The 15,196-nt window shown below is 52.3% G+C and carries 14 protein-coding genes; 6 read left to right on the top strand and 8 right to left on the bottom strand.

Going from position 1 to position 15,196, the window contains the following annotated elements:
- Positions 1-1,516 (top strand): phytase (locus ACTG33_RS12235; protein ID WP_439135505.1); only part of this gene is annotated, 1,516 nt, incomplete at its 5' end.
- A 26-nt stretch (positions 1,517-1,542) separates the two neighbouring features.
- On the opposite strand, the gene ACTG33_RS12230 is transcribed toward ACTG33_RS12235, so the two are convergent.
- On the bottom strand, positions 1,543-2,556 hold the full coding sequence (locus ACTG33_RS12230; RefSeq protein ID WP_439135504.1) for an AraC family transcriptional regulator: 1,014 nt from the start codon (positions 2,554-2,556) through the stop codon (positions 1,543-1,545).
- A 222-nt stretch (positions 2,557-2,778) separates the two neighbouring features.
- Here ACTG33_RS12230 and ACTG33_RS12225 point away from each other — a divergent pair, with 222 nt between their 5' ends.
- Positions 2,779-3,903 (top strand): ferritin-like domain-containing protein, encoded by a 1,125-nt coding sequence (locus ACTG33_RS12225; protein WP_439135503.1) that lies wholly within the window; start codon positions 2,779-2,781, stop codon positions 3,901-3,903.
- A 139-nt stretch (positions 3,904-4,042) separates the two neighbouring features.
- Here the strand turns inward: ACTG33_RS12225 and ACTG33_RS12220 are convergent, their stop codons facing one another.
- The 3 genes from ACTG33_RS12220 to ACTG33_RS12210 all read right to left on the bottom strand — a co-directional run bounded on the left by ACTG33_RS12220 (position 4,043) and on the right by ACTG33_RS12210 (position 7,508).
- On the bottom strand, positions 4,043-5,383 hold the full coding sequence (locus ACTG33_RS12220) for a hypothetical protein (protein WP_439135502.1): 1,341 nt from the start codon (positions 5,381-5,383) through the stop codon (positions 4,043-4,045).
- A gap of 199 nt (positions 5,384-5,582) precedes the next feature.
- Positions 5,583-6,014, bottom strand: coding sequence for a DNA polymerase III subunit chi (locus ACTG33_RS12215; protein WP_439135501.1), 432 nt, complete (start codon positions 6,012-6,014; stop codon positions 5,583-5,585).
- A gap of 3 nt (positions 6,015-6,017) precedes the next feature.
- The gene (locus ACTG33_RS12210; RefSeq protein WP_439135500.1) at positions 6,018-7,508 is read right to left on the bottom strand and encodes a leucyl aminopeptidase; all 1,491 of its coding nucleotides are present in this window, start codon (positions 7,506-7,508) and stop codon (positions 6,018-6,020) included.
- Positions 7,509-7,679: 171 nt separating this feature from the next.
- On the opposite strand from ACTG33_RS12210, the gene lptF reads away from it, so the two are divergent.
- Entirely contained in the window at positions 7,680-8,828 is a 1,149-nt protein-coding gene (gene lptF / locus ACTG33_RS12205; protein ID WP_439135499.1) for an LPS export ABC transporter permease LptF, read from the top strand.
- Positions 8,821-9,882: an LPS export ABC transporter permease LptG gene (gene lptG, locus ACTG33_RS12200; RefSeq protein ID WP_439135498.1), complete on the top strand. Its 1,062-nt coding sequence runs from the start codon at positions 8,821-8,823 to the stop codon at positions 9,880-9,882. The genes lptF and lptG overlap by 8 nt, the downstream gene beginning before the upstream one ends.
- Positions 9,883-9,907: 25 nt before the next feature.
- On the opposite strand, the gene ACTG33_RS12195 is transcribed toward lptG, so the two are convergent.
- From ACTG33_RS12195 to ACTG33_RS12185, 3 genes are all read right to left on the bottom strand, one after another.
- Positions 9,908-10,369 carry an RDD family protein gene (locus ACTG33_RS12195; RefSeq protein ID WP_439135497.1) on the bottom strand — a complete coding sequence of 154 codons (462 nt, stop codon included), beginning with the start codon at positions 10,367-10,369 and terminating at the stop codon, positions 9,908-9,910.
- Between the two features lie 195 nt (positions 10,370-10,564).
- A complete protein-coding gene (locus ACTG33_RS12190; RefSeq protein ID WP_439135496.1) occupies positions 10,565-11,131 on the bottom strand; it encodes a hypothetical protein in 567 nt (188 codons plus the stop codon).
- Between the two features lie 320 nt (positions 11,132-11,451).
- Positions 11,452-12,384, bottom strand: a complete 933-nt coding sequence (locus tag ACTG33_RS12185) for an adenylate/guanylate cyclase domain-containing protein (RefSeq protein ID WP_439135495.1) — start codon at positions 12,382-12,384, stop codon at positions 11,452-11,454.
- Positions 12,385-12,670: 286 nt separating this feature from the next.
- Between ACTG33_RS12185 and ACTG33_RS12180 the strand changes: the two genes are divergently transcribed.
- Complete coding sequence (locus tag ACTG33_RS12180; RefSeq protein ID WP_439135494.1) at positions 12,671-13,837, top strand: acyl-CoA dehydrogenase family protein; 1,167 nt, start codon at positions 12,671-12,673, stop codon at positions 13,835-13,837.
- A gap of 188 nt (positions 13,838-14,025) precedes the next feature.
- Positions 14,026-14,526, top strand: a complete 501-nt coding sequence (locus tag ACTG33_RS12175) for a hypothetical protein (RefSeq protein WP_439135493.1) — start codon at positions 14,026-14,028, stop codon at positions 14,524-14,526.
- A gap of 83 nt (positions 14,527-14,609) precedes the next feature.
- On the opposite strand, the gene ACTG33_RS12170 is transcribed toward ACTG33_RS12175, so the two are convergent.
- Positions 14,610-15,196: aldehyde dehydrogenase family protein (locus tag ACTG33_RS12170; RefSeq protein WP_439135492.1), on the bottom strand; the 587-nt coding region annotated here is incomplete at its 5' end.

Here is a 15,196-nt window from a genome sequence, read left to right as displayed (position 1 = left end):
TTCAGACAACGAAATCACATCCACCACCGTCAGAGAAGTGGCGTTGGGTGAGGGAGTTGTCGCGTGTAGCGTGGATGATCAAGGTGAAAAACTATACTGGTCCCAGAGCGATGTGGGTTTGTTGTCACTGAACAGCGATGAAGAAAAAGACGAGGAGCGACGTTTGCTGGCGGCGGTATCGCCTGCGGGGAGTCTTGATCAGGCCCCGACCAGTCTTCAGGTTTTGCCTGCTTCCGGTTCTATTCTTGCGACCACCCCCGATCCTGTACAAGTTGTGTTGTATTCACCGGAAGGTAGTCTTCTGTCGTCGGCAAACCTGATGGCCGATGCTAATGAGGACGTAACCAGTGTGGCTGTTCTGAATAATGAAAACGGTCAGTGGCACTGGTGGGCGATGACCGATGAAGGCAAGCAGATGCTCTCGGGCAACAGTGACAGTCTGGCAACTCTGACCGAACGTGAGACCAAAGGCGGTGATACCTACAACGTATTGCCAGTGGTTCAGACGGATGTTGTTGACAGTTATGGCGATGCGGCCGACGATCCTGAAGTTTGGGTAAACAGCCAGGACGCCAGTCGCAGTTTGATTGTTGCGACAGATAAGAAACAAGGGCTTTGGACATATAACCTGAAAGGGGAAAAGCAACAGTTCTTGCCCAGAGGGAACGTCAACAACGTGGATGTCCGCTATAACTTTGATTTGCAGGTGGATGGTGAAACCCGACCGGTTGACCTCGCGGTAGCAACCAATCGCAGCACAGAAAACCTGGATGTTTTCGCCATCGATCAACAAACGGGTGAGCTTACCTTTGTGGCCGGAGATATCATGGACGGTAGTCTGGGCCACCCCTATGGTGGGTGTTTGTACACATCCCGTAAAACCGGACAAACTTATGCTTTCGCCAATAACAAAGACGGGTTGTATCAGCAGTGGCGTCTGGTTGCCGAAGGTGACACCGTTCATGGGGAAAAAGTGCGTGAGTTTACTCTAAACGGCCAGCCGGAAGGGTGTGTGGCAGATGATGAAACCGGTCGCCTCTACGCCGGTGAAGAGGACCACGGTATCTGGACTCTGGATTTGGAAGCGGAAGGTACTGCTGAGCTGAAACTGATGGACGAAACCGCCAATGGCCACTTAGTCGCTGATGTGGAAGGCATCAGTCTTTATACCGGTGCAGACGGTCAGGGTTATGTGGTGGTGTCCAGTCAGGGTGATAACGCTTATGTGTTGTACGACCGTAAAACCAATGACTATATTGGACGTTTCCGGATCAAAGCCAATGCGGAGTTGGGTATTGACGGCAGTTCAGAAACCGATGGTCTGGCTGTGACCAGTGCTGATCTTGGCGGTGCTTTTGATAAGGGATTGCTGGTGGTTCAGGATGGCCGAAATCGGATGCCAGCGGCGCGTCAAAACTTCAAATTGGTGTCGTGGGATGCCGTGGAAGCGGGGTTGCATCAATTCCAGGCGCAACGTGATCAACAAGAACATCAACGCACTCTTGCCGATCACTGATCTCGAACGGCTAGCAGCATGTCCAGTCAGTACTGGACGTGCTGCTTTCTGAATGCCGACGGTGAGGTTCCGTCGCTCCAGCGAATAAAAGCGCGACGGAAGTTGGAGACATCGTGAAAGCCCAGTAAGTCTGCCGTGTGATTGACAGAAAGTGCCGGGTTTCGCAGATAGGTTTCCGCCAGTTCCAATCTCACCTCATCCAAAATCTTCTGAAAAGAAACGTCTTCATCACTCAGTCGACGACGAAATGTTCGCGGGCTCATGTGAAAATGCTGTGCTGCCTGTTCCAGGCTTGGGAACTGTTGCTGTGCAGCCACCAGATATTCCCGCACTTTCACCCTCAAACCATCACTGCTTTTCATGCGTGACAGCAGCTCTTCACATTGTTGCTCGTAAAGTTTGAGCATCACCGGATCGGCGTATTCGGGCTTTTCCTGCATCAAACTGGCCGGGAAGAAAACCTTGCTGCTCTTTTGGTTAAATGACACTGGGCAGTCGAGAATTTCACGGTAATCCTCCGCGTAAGCTGGTGCCGGATAACTCAACTCAATTTCTGCATTGATGTGGTCGGTGTGCAGCAGGTGTTTGATGGCACTGAGTAAACCGGCAATGAACAGCTCGGTATCTTGCTGGCGATCCAGCAGTTGATCGCGGGTCGGCTGGAACTCGATATAGACACGGTCACCTTCGTTTTTTGCGGTCAGCGAGGCATTGTTGAGTAACAGCCGGTAATACTTGGTAAGGATGTCGATGACTTGATGAATATTGCGACAGCTCATCACCGCATACCCGAAAACACCGTGGGAGGTGAGAGTGAGTCGCTGACCAAATCTCAGCGCCAGTGATTGCTTGCCGGTTGCTTTAATACCGGCCTGCAGCAACTGACGAAATTGTTCCTCGGGGTAGCGTGCATTTGGGTTTTGCAGCTCCTGTTCGGTTAACCCCGCGGTGTGTAGAAGTTCCTGGCGCGATGCGCCCAGTTCACAGGCAACATCCACAAGTATTGCCGCGTAGCTGATGGGTAGATCCCGTTCTTTCATTATTTGCTCCTGCTTGAGGTGCAGACGTTTTCTTAGGCTCTGACGTATTTATTAGAATTCGAGTATTTATTTGATTTTATAGGGCAAATTTCGTTGAATGACTCAAGGCTCCAGTGACGGTGGCCTGAAATGACTTCCAACATGGCTCAAGATAACCTTGTGTAACGTCCGGTTGCAAGCAAAACTTGAGGCATACGCATAATAAACCCAGGGAGAGACTGAATGAGTGCCACGTTTGTAGAGCATACGCCAAACCAGATCCGTTTTTTTGAAGAAGCGCAAAAAATTGAAGTCGATCACACCGATGTCGACCTTGATGAAACCGCGGTCAACGAAGTTGCGGAAATTTTTAAAACGCCACTGACAGGCAGTTTTAACTGGGACTACCACATCAACGAAGATCGCATCAAAAAGCTCTACGATCTTGGTAAAGAACTCAACTGGAACGCAGACCTGGATCTCGACTGGGATAAACCGATTGGCAGTGCCCCCTACGAAGTCCGAGTGTTTATGAGTGGCTTCTCTGAGTACAAGCCGTTTCTGGACATGAGTCAGGAAAAACGAGAAGAGTTTCTACGACATTCAGAAGCCTGGACTGATTCACAGTTCTTACACGGTGAGCAGGGCGCTCTGCTGGTGGCCTCTCAGTTGGTGTCTTGTGCGCCAACCTACAATGCCAAACTCTATGCCGCGTCGCAGACCTTTGACGAGGCTCGTCACGTTGAAACGTTTAATCGCTTCTTGCAGAAGAAAGCCGGCATCATGTACCCAATTGATGGCGCTCTGAAAAACATCATCGATAAAATTCTCAGTGATGAGCGTTGGGATCTGAAATTTATCGGAATGCAGGTCATTATCGAAGGCTTGGCCTTGGCAGCTTTTAACACCACCAAAGAATATGTGGATCCAAACGGCTTTAAGAAAGACATGCTGGAATTGATCATTCGGGACGAAGCGCGTCATGTGGCGTTTGGTATTCATTATTTGGCGGAGTATGTTAAGTCGCTGACAGATGAGGAGCGGGAAGAGCGGGCTGAGTTTGCGTATCAGGCTTGTCTGGTCAGTCGTGAGCGTTTGGTGCCTACCGCAGTGTTTCGTCATTTCGGCTGGGACGAAGAGGAAGCCAGAGTGGTGTTCCTGGCCGGCGGTGGCATGGAACACTTCCGCAAGTTGCTGTTTCAGCGCGTGATCCCGAACCTGCGTCGTATTGGTTTGTTGACCGATAACATACGTCCAAAGTTTGAAGAACTGGGTATTCTGGAATTTGAAAACCTGCCGGACGATGCCGATATTGACTGGGCCGAGTTGAGCAAGCCCTTGTATACCACTGCTGAAGAGGCTTCTTAATTCAGGGATTACAGTCAGGTTAGATGAAATAAAAAGGCCGCATAGCGGCCTTTTTTGGTGTTGTTGCATCTGATTTTATTTCTGTAGTGTCTGAGTCTAATGCCGACAAAATGCTCTTGCTCAGACTGTGCGACACAATCTATTCCTTGTCCGACTTTTCCTCGCCCTGCAGCGTTTCCAGAAGCTGCTTTCTCAGTTCTGCTTCAATCTTTGGCATATACACCGCAATGATGCCCTCTACCAAGTGATGCAATTTCTCCGGTGGTAATACGGGAGGCAAGCTCTCTTTAAGGCTGTCCGCTTTAGCGTGTTCCGCGGTGTATCGTGCCGGACGGGCTGGAGTTTGCACCGTGGGCAGGGGTGACTCTTTGATGATGTCCAGCAATGGCTTGTGTGTATGGAGTCGCTCGCGAATGTGTGCCGGCAGGAAAGGGTTTTCGCCACGACGTTCTACCGCTGGGCGTGCCGGACGATTGCTGGTTTTGTCTGATTGGTCTGTCTTCTTTGCCGAGCTACTGACTTTGTTGTCGAACAGACTGCGTTGCCCCGGCAGCACGCCCGTTGGCAGGGCGGGTTCGTCCTGAGCTGGAGTTTCCCCTGCGGTTAAGGACGGTGCTTCAGCAGCAGGTGATGCACCCGCCGGCGGTTCTACCCAATCTGAGTGAGTTTCTTCATCCGAATTGGATTCTTCAGCGGAGTTATTGATGGGATCTGCACTGGCTGTTGTTTCCTCACTGTCTGACTGAGCTGCAAGGTCAGGCACTTCAGTGCCATTTTCCAGTGCGGAGTCGTCTGGCAGACTGTCTTCGACGGCGAACTCCGTTTCAGGTTCGTCGGGAACCTCGGGCTCACTGGAACTGTCTTCCGGGACGTAGACTTCGTCCAGTACCGGCACTTCATCGAACAGCTCATCTTCATCGAACAGCTCATCTTCGGCGAATATTTCAGGCTCGTCGGAGTTTAACGCGGAGTTGTCTTCTTCGGCTTCGTAACTGTTTTTCGTCTCGTAGGTTTCTTCAGCATCGTCACCCTCATAAAAGTTATCGTCATCGAAATCTGCAGCTTCGTTCTCTGGATAGTCTTCTTCAGTGCTCTCTGGATAGTCTTCTTCAGAGCTCTCGAGATAGCCTTCTTCAGAGTTCTCGATATAGCCCTCTTCAGAGCTCTCTGGATAGTCTTCTTCAGATTCCAGGTTGAGGTCGAAATTCAGCTTATCGACGGCTGCGTCGATGTCCGAGGTTTCTCTTGAGGATATGGGCGTGGCTGGTGAAGTCGTTTCAGGTGATGTCGCTTCGTTTTGAGACGAGTTGTTCTGTGGATATGAGCTGTCTGGGTCATCGGCAGTGTTGTCTGCGTCCGAGGGGGGCAGAGGGTCGTTCAGAAGTGGAATATCATCCCATTCATCTTCTGACAGGAGGCTTTTGATGGATTCCAGTTCGCCCAGCAGGGCTTTTTGGGCTTCTTTTTTTTCTTCGCTCATCGACCTTGACGCTTTTGGCTTTGTCACCGGAGTGACGAGTGGTTAATGACTGATACGGGGTAATCAATACAGTTATAGCATGCCGTTGTGGCACCCATGTTAACACTGTTTATATTATCGCCAACATATGCGTCACAGCGAAGTGTTAACTGATGCCAATACTGATACAAATCAGCCTGAACAGTATGAATCAGCTGGGCTAGGTCTGGGACAAATTGTGGGATTTAATCGGGTAGCCTCGATGGCGGTAAAAACCGTAGTGTTCGCGGGTGGAAGCCAGCACCTGTTCATCCTGACAGACCACTTCAGCGAGGCGCTGAAAACGGCTGAAATAGTCCGGAATGGAATCTTTCAGGTTGATCAGCAGGTCGTGGTGGTCTCCGCAACTGTCACCAAAACCGACAGCCACAGCGGATTGCAGGCTGCTTTCGCCTTCGCAATCGTGTGGCAGAAAGCTCTCCGGGCGGAAGTTCCACAGTCGCTGATCCAGCTCGGCGGCATCCTCGGCGTTGTTGACCGCGATATACACCTTTGAGCCGGACTGAAACGCTTTCTGAGCCAGACGGCAGGCAAACACCAGCCGTTGTTCAACGGCGGGTGCTGGCAGGACGTAAAAATCAATCTGGGTCATGCGTTAAGAGGCATGTTGTTGCAGGAATTCAACCAGCAGAGAGACCGGACGCCCGGTTGCTCCTTTGGCTGCACCACTGTTCCAGGCAGTACCGGCGATGTCCAGGTGGGCCCAGTCGTAAGCCTTGGTGAAACGGGACAGGAAGCAGGCCGCGGTAATGCTGCCGCCGCCGGGGCCGCCAATATTGGCAATGTCGGCGAAATTACTGTCCAGCTGCTGCTGATACTCATCCCACAGCGGCATGTGCCAGGCCTTGTCACCCGCTCGCTGACCGGCCTGGAGCAATTGCTCGGCCAGGTCGTCGTTGTTGCTGTAGAGTCCGCTGGCGTGTTTGCCCAGTGCCACCACGCAGGCGCCGGTGAGAGTGGCCACATCCACTACAGCTTTTGGTTTGAAGCGCTCGGCGTAAGTCAGGGCATCACACAGCACCAGACGGCCTTCAGCGTCGGTGTTAAGAATTTCGATGGTCTGGCCGGACATGGAGGTCACAATATCGCCGGGCTTGGTGGCGCGGCTGCCAGGCATGTTCTCAGCTGCGGCAACAACCGCAACCACATTTAATGGCAGATTCATCTCGGTGATGGCTTTCATGGTGCCCAGCACGCTGGCAGCGCCACACATATCAAACTTCATCTCGTCCATGCCAGCACCGGGTTTCAGACTGATGCCGCCGGTGTCGAAGGTAATGCCCTTGCCGACCAGTACAATGGGCTTGTCGCTCTTTTTGCCACCTTTGTAATCCAGAACAATCAGGCGCGCTTCCTGCTCGCTGCCAGCGGATACAGACAGCAGTGATCCCATTTTGAGATCGCGCATTTGTTTTTCGTTCAGGGCTTTGGCGGTCAGTTTGGTGTTGCCGCGAGCCATCTTCTTGGCTTCGTCAGCCAGATAAGTTGGGGTGCAGACGTTGCCGGGCAAGTTGCCCAGATCTTTGCACAGCGCCATACCTATGGCTGTGGCGTTGCCGCGGGTAAGTGCCGCGGAGACCGCTTTTTGCAGCTTTTTGTCGGCAATGGCGTAATGGAGTTTCTTGAGGTTAATGACTGGTGCTTTTTTACTCTTCAGCTGAGTAAATTGATAGGTCGCATCGGTGAAGTGCTTGGCGGTCTGATGGGCTTTCCAGGCGTCGTCGCGATCGGCAACGGTTACATCGTCCAGACACACGGTAGCGTCTTTGGCGGGCGTGGCTTTGATGGCCGCGGCAGCCTTCTTGATCGCTTTGTCGAATTTTTCAGCAGTCAGTGCTTCGTTCTGTTTACCCAGCCCCAGCAAAATGACACGATCCGCTTTGCAGCCAGTGAGACCGTGCAGGGTGCGGGTGGCTCCGACACTGCCTTTGATGTCACCCTGTTTGACCAGTTTGGCGATCATGCCGTCACAGGCATCGTTCAGCTCAGCGGTCACGCCGGACAGTTTGCTGTTATCGTAGATTGGCAACACCAGACATGCGGTGCGCTGTGTGAGTGGTGAGCTGGTTTTAGCCTGAAATTCCATGGTCCTTCCCCAAGACAAAAAAGTTGGTTTACGGGATAATGCCCGGCAGTTACTGACATAGGCAATAACAAATTAGTGTACGCTATGTAAGGTTTCGAGCAAAACCTTTAGTCGTGATTGGTGTCAGTCATGACAAGGGTGTACACAGCAGGCGACAGGCAGGTCTTACTTTTGATTATTTTTCGTTATCTGGCTCGTGAAGTCATGGTGAGTATGGTTGCGGTCAGCGGCGTCTTGCTGCTGATCATCATGAGCGGCCGTTTTGTAAAATATCTGGCTGAGGCTGCCGCTGGCAAACTCGATCCGGATGTGCTGTTTGCCATTATGGGTTTCCGTCTGCCGGGCTTTCTGGAATTGATTTTGCCACTGGGGTTGTTCATCGCCTTCCTGTTGGCCTATGGCCGAATGTACATGGACAGCGAGATGACGGTTCTGTCCGCCTGCGGGATGAGCCAGCGACGCCTGGTCACCTACAGCATGTTACCTGCGGGGCTTGTTGCTATCTTCGTCGCTGTGCTCAGTCTCTGGATCAGCCCGGCTGGCATTGCCAAGGCCACGGCCATTCTGGATAACCAAAAGCAGCGCAGCGAATTGGAGATGATGTCTCCGGCGCGCTTTCAGACTACCAGCAGCGGCAATAGCGTCACCTACGCAGAACGATTGGTGAATGATCATCAGGAAATGCAGAAAGTCTTTATGGCCGAGATGGGCAGTTCACCTAAAGAGTCAGGGCAAGCTTCCAGCTCTGATTCCAGTTCTGGTCTGGCGATACTGACGGCGAAAACCGGTGAGCAGGTGACCGATCCGGAAACCGGACAGCGCTACCTCAAATTAAATGACGGCTACCGTTATAGCGGCAACCCCGGTGAAGCTCAGTATGAGGTTGTGAAATTCGATTCTTACCTTCAGGTTTTGCAAAACGACGAGCCCAGTAAGAATGAAAACGTCAAGGCGGACTCTCTGCCAACCACCACGCTGCTGAAGTCCAACTCGACAGAAGACATTGCCGCGCTGCATTGGCGTTTTTCTCTGCCGGTATTGGTGATTGTAGTAACGTTACTGGCGGTGCCTCTCAGTAAAACCAACCCCCGGCAGGGACGCTATGTGCAAATGATCCCCGCCATTCTGCTGTACATTATTTATCTGGTCTCTCTCAATGGCGCCCGCGGCGCGGTGGAAGACGGTAATGTGTCTCCCTGGTTGAGCATTTGGGGCGTTCACGCCGGTGCCTTGTTGATGGCGCTGTTACTGCTGTTCTGGCCCTATTGGCGATTAACACTCAAGGCTCGCCGTATGAAGGGAGGCGCCAGTCATGCGTAAGCTAAACAACTACATTGCCCGCACTGTAATCGGCGCGGTGGGGATGGTGCTGCTGGTGATTGTCTCGCTGGATGCTATTGCTGCGCTGGTGGACCAACTGGGTGAACTTGAAGGCGACTACGATTTTATACAAGCGCTGATTTACGTCGGCTACACGCTGCCAGGGCGCATCTACGAAAACATTCCGTTCTCGGCTCTGGTGGGCTGTCTGGTGGGGCTGGGGATTCTGGCAGGCTCCAGCGAACTGGTGGTGATGCGTGCAGCGGGGGTTTCTCTGGCTCAGATTACCTGGGCAGTGATGAAGCCTGTGTTGTTGTTTATCGCCTTGAGCATTGGTTTGGGTGAGTATGTTACGCCGTTAACGGATCAGATCGCGGAAAGTGGCCGGGCTATTGCGCAGGGCGACAAAAAAGCGCTGGAGTCCCGTCACGGTTTGTGGAATCGCGATGGCAACGAATTCACACACATCAACGCGGTACTGCCCAATGGGCGCTTGTACGGCGTGACACGCTATCAGTTTGATGCGGATGGCAAGTTAATCGCCTCGAGTTTTGCCGACACGGCTATGTTCCGAAAAGACCACTGGGTGGAAGAGGACGGCCAAGAATCCCTGATTTCCGATGAGGGGGTTGAGACACACACTTACCATTCGCGCCGCTGGAGCACCAGTCTGTCACCGGAGCTGTTGAATGTATTGGTTCTGGAGCCGGACGCACTGTCGATTCAAAACCTCTACTCCTATTCCAGTTATCTCGAACAGCAGGGCATCGACAACAATCAGTATCAACTGGCGTTCTGGAAGAAGTTGCTACAACCACTGGCCACCGCCAGTCTGGTTTTGATCGCGGTGTCGTTTATCTTCGGGCCGCTGCGTGAAGTGACCATGGGCTACCGCATCTTTACCGGTGTGATCGTGGGGATTGTGTTCCGTATGTCTCAGGACTTGCTGGGGCCGTCCAGCTTGGTGTTTGGCTTTCCCCCTCTGTTAGCGGTGCTTGTTCCGCTGCTGATCTGTGCCGGCATCGGGATTTATCTTTTGCGGAAAGCCAATTAACGATTTGTTCGTTTCAATTACGGAGTTACGATTTTTTGTTCTTAGGCAATTGCACCACCTGAGTATGACTGGCGATGTCATGCCAGGTGCGGCCTTCTTTATCCCACAATCGCCACCAGTACCCCAGCCCAATTAGCGCCAAGCTTATTGGCGCAACGAGTCCGCGTACCATTGCCTGAGGCAGAGACGCAAACTGTCCGTTGGTCTGACGCAGTTGCAATCTCCAGGCGCGCATCCCCAATGTCTGGCCGCCTCGACACCAGAAGAACCAGAAAAAACACTCGACTACCAGTATTAAGCCTACAAAGCCTTCTGTACCCATCTTGGCTCGTTCGCCGGTGGGTAAATCGGTGTGAAAGACAGCGTACTTGATGCTGACGTATGCGGCACCGTAGGCCATGGCAACCGCCATGACCAGCAGTGAATCGTAAACCATCGCGGCAAAGCGCTTGATGAGACTGGCCGAGGGAAGAGTTTGTGTAGTCATAAGTGTGTAGTCATCAATATGTAGCCATAAATGTGTCGTTAGCAATACGCGAGATTGAATGCGGGAAGGATTGTATCAAAAGCGAGGGCGGAGGGGAGTGTTGTTGAAAAGCGTGCTGTTTCTGGGTAGAAGCCTGTGGCTAGAAGAGTGATCGCTGTCAGAGGTGTTTAGGATACCGTGAAAGGCAGAGGGCGCTTAGAACTCGTATTCAAACGTCAGCTTGACCTTGTCGTCTGACAGCCTGAGCTTGTACTCCACTTCTTCGGATACTTTGCCGTCACCGTTGCTGTTGGGAATGATCTTGGTGTCGGAATAGTGTTTGTCTCGCACACCGTCCCAGTAGGTGCGGAAGCCCATTTTTACCAGCTCCGACAGAACCTTGCCGCCCATGGTGGGGTCATCGCCGTTGTGTTCCTGTTCCAGCCACTGGTGATTGAGGGCCCGATGTTGAGCGCTCATTTCATTATTGCGGATATCTTCGGCGGATTTTTCGAGCTGAGTATTGTTCAGGCCAACCGAGCGCGAGGAGTAACGCTTTTTCTGAGCGTGGCCTTTGCTGTGTTTCAGCGGATTGTAGTAATTGAGGTTTTCCGGCACAAACAAGTCGTTATTCTGATCCGCCTCCACCATATCGGCCTGAGCGGGAAGAGCACAGTAGAGGGTTGCGATAAACAGTCCGGTGGACAGTGCACCGGGAGACAGTCTAGGGAAGCCACCGCGCTGTGAGTTGTGCATTTTTTGTACTCTTGTCAATGCATTCATAACAACGACTCCTTGTAAAAAGAGTATGGTCGAAATTGGTATTTTTAACAGGCGCTGAACAGATCGTATTGTGGAGCAGCCGATTGCATTATGACGCAGACAGTGTGTCGTCATCGTGACAAACAGGCATCCTGTTCCTCATTGACGTGGCGCGCAAAGCATAAAAACTGGGTTTTTAAGGGGTTTCAGGTGAGCAACAGCTGCGCAGAGTTGGAGAGCTCAGGTAAGGCCAGATTTTCAGACTTGGCGGCTTAGAAGCATTCGGTTATTGAAAGGGACTTTGAAAGGGCAAAATTATCTTAAAAAGATGAATACGTGTGTCAGGCAGTTTGGCTCTCAAACTCTACGTCAGCGCGGCTGGTGGAAAAGCTGACAATTTGCTCGTCACCTTTGCCGTCCGCCATTGATTGACCAATGGAGATCTTGCCTTCACCGACCAGCGGAAGCTCTTCGCGGCGCAGGTAGATTTCTTCCTGATTATGCCCGGAGACATAGGTGCCATTGGTGCTGTGGTCAATGAGGACAAACTTGCCTCGACGGAACACTACTTCGCAGTGCTCGCGGGATGCCAGATGGTGATTGATTCGCAGGTTGGTACGTGAGCTGTCGCGGCCCAATACAAAAGGGGTTTGCTGGGGCAGGATGCAGTGCCGTTGGGAACCGTATTGCAGGGTAATGCTCACCACATCGTTGGTTTGAGTGATGTCGTCAATGGTCATCACCGCCGTGGCGTTGTGCGCTTGGGTTTGTGATTCCCAGTGCATTCGATAGATCACACTCTTTTCATCGTCACCTTTGAAGGCGACCCGGTCGAACTCATGGCAGTCCATCTGCATTTCAAACGGCAGGCTGGCGTACAGGCTTTCGGAGATCAAAATCTGACCGGCTCTGGCTACTTGTGTCAGCCAGGCGGCGTTGTTGACGATGTCACCGAAAACATCTGCGTCCTCGATCAGCGTCTCCCCGAAGGACAAACCAATCCTGACCGGTAGCTGCGCGTTCACCTGTCCGGATTGACGTTGCAGCTGTTGTGCACACAGGCAGGCCTGCTGAACACACTCAAACGTCACCATGATTTCGTCGCCAATGGTTTTCACCAAATGTCCTTGATGACGCTCGGTCTCGGCGATCATGGTGCTCAGAGTATGGTCAATTTTGGCTTTAGCTTCCTCGTTGCCCAACAGTTTGTAGAGCGTGGAGCTGCCGCTGACATCAGCAAACATAACGGCTCTGGGGTGGGCTTGTTGGGTCATTTGACGGTATCCAGGAAACGGAGCGATCTGAAAGCGATTGATGATTATAAGGCTGCCATTCTAACAGAAGTCGTCAGGCAAATTGTGATCAATTTCTGAGTCTTTGTCGGCCAGTACTGTGATGTTTCGCACGGGGTGTTGGCGCAATTTAAGGCCTGTTGATGTTGCTCTTTGCGCCAAATATGATAAGTCTTGGTATATCCCAACTAGACTGTGTCAGATGATTGAGTTGAGTGATAAACAAAAATAACAGCACCATCAACAACGTTAACAACGCCATTGAGAGATGAGTATGCGCAGCTTTACCGACGACCAAAACCTGTTTCGCACGGCCTATCGCAAATTCCTCGAACAGGAAGTTGCCCCACACATGGAGCGTTTCCGCCAGCAGGGTATTGTGGATCGAGAGATCTTTAAGAAAGCGGGTGATCAGGGCTTTTTAATGATCTGGCCCGATGAACAGTACGGCGGTCTGGGGGACAGTGATTTCCGTTACGAGCAGATCATCATGGAAGAGAACGCCAGAGCAGAAACCAGCGAGTGGTTTTCGACCTTGCACAGCCGTTTGGTGGGGCCGTACCTGCAACGCTTTGGCAGCGAAGAGCAGCGGCAGCGCTTTTTGCCCGGTTGCGTCAGTGGCGAGACTATACTCGCCGTGGCCATGACTGAGCCGGATGCTGGCAGTGACTTATCCGGTATGCGAGCCCACGCCAAAGACATGGGCGATCACTTTCTCCTGAACGGCTCCAAAACTTACATCTCCAACGGCATCAATGCGGATCTGGTGGTGGTGGCCGCAAAAACCGATCCGGAGAACAACCCCTACAGCGTGGGGCTGTTTCTGGTGGAGCGGGGCATGGAAGGCTTCGAGCGGGGCCGCAATCTGGACAAGATGGGGATGAAAGCTCAGGACACCGCCGAACTGTTCTTCAGTAACGTCCAAATTCCTAAAGAAAATGTGCTGGGCGACCCCTCCAAAGGGTTTTACTACCTGATGGAAGGTCTGGCGGAAGAGCGCCTGATCGCCGCCACCGGCTATATGGCCAGCGCCCGCCACGCCTTTGACCTGACCCGTGAATTTGTCATGGAGCGCAAGGTGTTTGGCAAGCCACTCGCGGCCAAGCAGAACACCCAGTTCAAACTGGCCGAGCTGGATACCGAGATCGACATCATGCAGGTCTATGTGGACCACTGCATCACCTTGCACAACGAGGGCAAGTTAACCGCCAATATGGCCGCCAAGGCCAAACTGCAAGCCAGCGAAATCCAGTGGCGGATGATGGATGAAGGGGTTCAGTTACACGGCGGCGCGGGCTATATGAACGAGTACCCCATTTGCCGCATGTTCACTGGCTCCCGCATCAACCGTATTCTGGCGGGCAGTTCAGAGATTATGAAGCTGATTATCAGTCGCGATATCTTCTCCGAGCAGTACAAGAGCTTGTTGGATTAACGGCATTCATTAGAGTTTGACCGAAAAACACGGTCATCAGAGTCCTTTCTCTTACAAAATGATCTAAGAAGCGCCGTTTTGAGGCTTTTCCTGTTACTTTCCTGTGCTCATAATAAATGCAGGGACATAGGTTTTGATAAAGCCTAATAAGGAAGCTGGTCGGGGATGGAGTGGATGAGGGGAACGGCTTGATAAAGATTGAGAAAATCATGCGCTGGCCACTGATTGTGGTGTTTTTGGTGACAGCGTTGGTGATGTTTATTTACGAGTGGCTGAAAGAGTGGATATTTGCCGGGCAGTTGACCGCCTGGGAATCCCATACGATCACCATTTTTGTCACCGCATTGCTGGCTACTTTGGCCGCCTGGCTGTTGCGGGACTGGAGCCATCGGCTGGATCTGAAACAGCAGCAGATGGAAGTCGAGCGGCAAAAAGCGCTGTCTGTGCGTCTGCTGTTGTCCACCACTCAACACATCGTCAATAACGTACTGAATCAGTTCCAGTTGATTCAACTGGAAGCCGAGCGGGGAGAAGTCAGGCAGGAGACGTTAAAACTGCTGGAAGACAGCGTTGCGGAAGCGAAACAACAGATTCGTTTGCTGGAGTGTATTGACGATCCTGCCAGTAAAGAAAGCTACGATCACTTTTATCCCGGGAGAGGTGAGGATTCAGGACGAGCTGAGCCGTAGGGTAAAACCGAAACCGCCGAGGCTGGATCGCGATAAGCGATATCAGCCCCGACGTGTTTTTTGAGCGGTCGGGTTTTGAACGATCAGATCCCGCCCAGACACATGTATTTGATTTCCAGATAGTCGTCCATACCGTACTTGGAACCTTCACGGCCGCTGCCGGATTCCTTCACACCGCCGAACGGCGCCATCTCGTTTGAGATAATCCCTTCGTTGATACCGACGATACCGTATTCCAGGCCTTCGCCCACGCGGAAGATACGACCCATATCCTTGGTGTAAAAGTACGCCGCCAGACCGAATTCGGTGTCGTTGGCCATAGCCAGCGCTTCTTCTTCGGTGGAGAACTTAAACACGGGAGCAACCGGACCGAAGATCTCTTCGCGGAAGACTTTCATGTCCTGCGTGGCGTCCCTCAGAATAGTCGGCTCGAAGTAGCACGCGCCCAGATCCGACGGCTTGCCGCCGATGGTGGCTTTGGCGCCTTTCTCAATGGCGTCATTGACCAGTGCTTCCACATCCTTCACGGCGGTGGCATTGACCATTGGGCCGTGGGTCACGCCTTCTTCAGTACCGTCACCCAGTTTGAACTTGGCCACCTCGGCTTGCAGCTTCTCGACGAACGCATCATAGACGGTGTCCTGAACCAGCAGACGGTTGGTGCACACAC

Source organism: Pseudomaricurvus sp., assembly GCF_965662505.1.
In the GTDB taxonomy this organism is placed as follows: domain Bacteria; phylum Pseudomonadota; class Gammaproteobacteria; order Pseudomonadales; family Cellvibrionaceae; genus Pseudomaricurvus.
Note: the sequence above shows the minus strand (reverse complement) of the source record. Positions and strands in the feature narration are given on the sequence as shown.

Bases quoted from the DNA above. Each gene is read 5' to 3' on its own strand.
- ACTG33_RS12190 (WP_439135496.1), bottom strand. From the start codon at position 11,131: ATGAATGCATTGACAAGAGTACAAAAAATGCACAACTCACAGCGCGGT.
- ACTG33_RS12225 (WP_439135503.1), top strand. From the start codon at position 2,779: ATGAGTGCCACGTTTGTAGAGCATACGCCAAACCAGATCCGTTTTTTT.
- ACTG33_RS12185 (WP_439135495.1), bottom strand. From the start codon at position 12,384: ATGACCCAACAAGCCCACCCCAGAGCCGTTATGTTTGCTGATGTCAGC.
- ACTG33_RS12215 (WP_439135501.1), bottom strand. From the start codon at position 6,014: ATGACCCAGATTGATTTTTACGTCCTGCCAGCACCCGCCGTTGAACAA.
- lptG (WP_439135498.1), top strand. From the start codon at position 8,821: ATGCGTAAGCTAAACAACTACATTGCCCGCACTGTAATCGGCGCGGTG.
- ACTG33_RS12210 (WP_439135500.1), bottom strand. From the start codon at position 7,508: ATGGAATTTCAGGCTAAAACCAGCTCACCACTCACACAGCGCACCGCA.
- ACTG33_RS12220 (WP_439135502.1), bottom strand. From the start codon at position 5,383: ATGAGCGAAGAAAAAAAAGAAGCCCAAAAAGCCCTGCTGGGCGAACTG.
- ACTG33_RS12180 (WP_439135494.1), top strand. From the start codon at position 12,671: ATGAGTATGCGCAGCTTTACCGACGACCAAAACCTGTTTCGCACGGCC.
- ACTG33_RS12230 (WP_439135504.1), bottom strand. From the start codon at position 2,556: ATGAAAGAACGGGATCTACCCATCAGCTACGCGGCAATACTTGTGGAT.
- ACTG33_RS12195 (WP_439135497.1), bottom strand. From the start codon at position 10,369: ATGACTACACAAACTCTTCCCTCGGCCAGTCTCATCAAGCGCTTTGCC.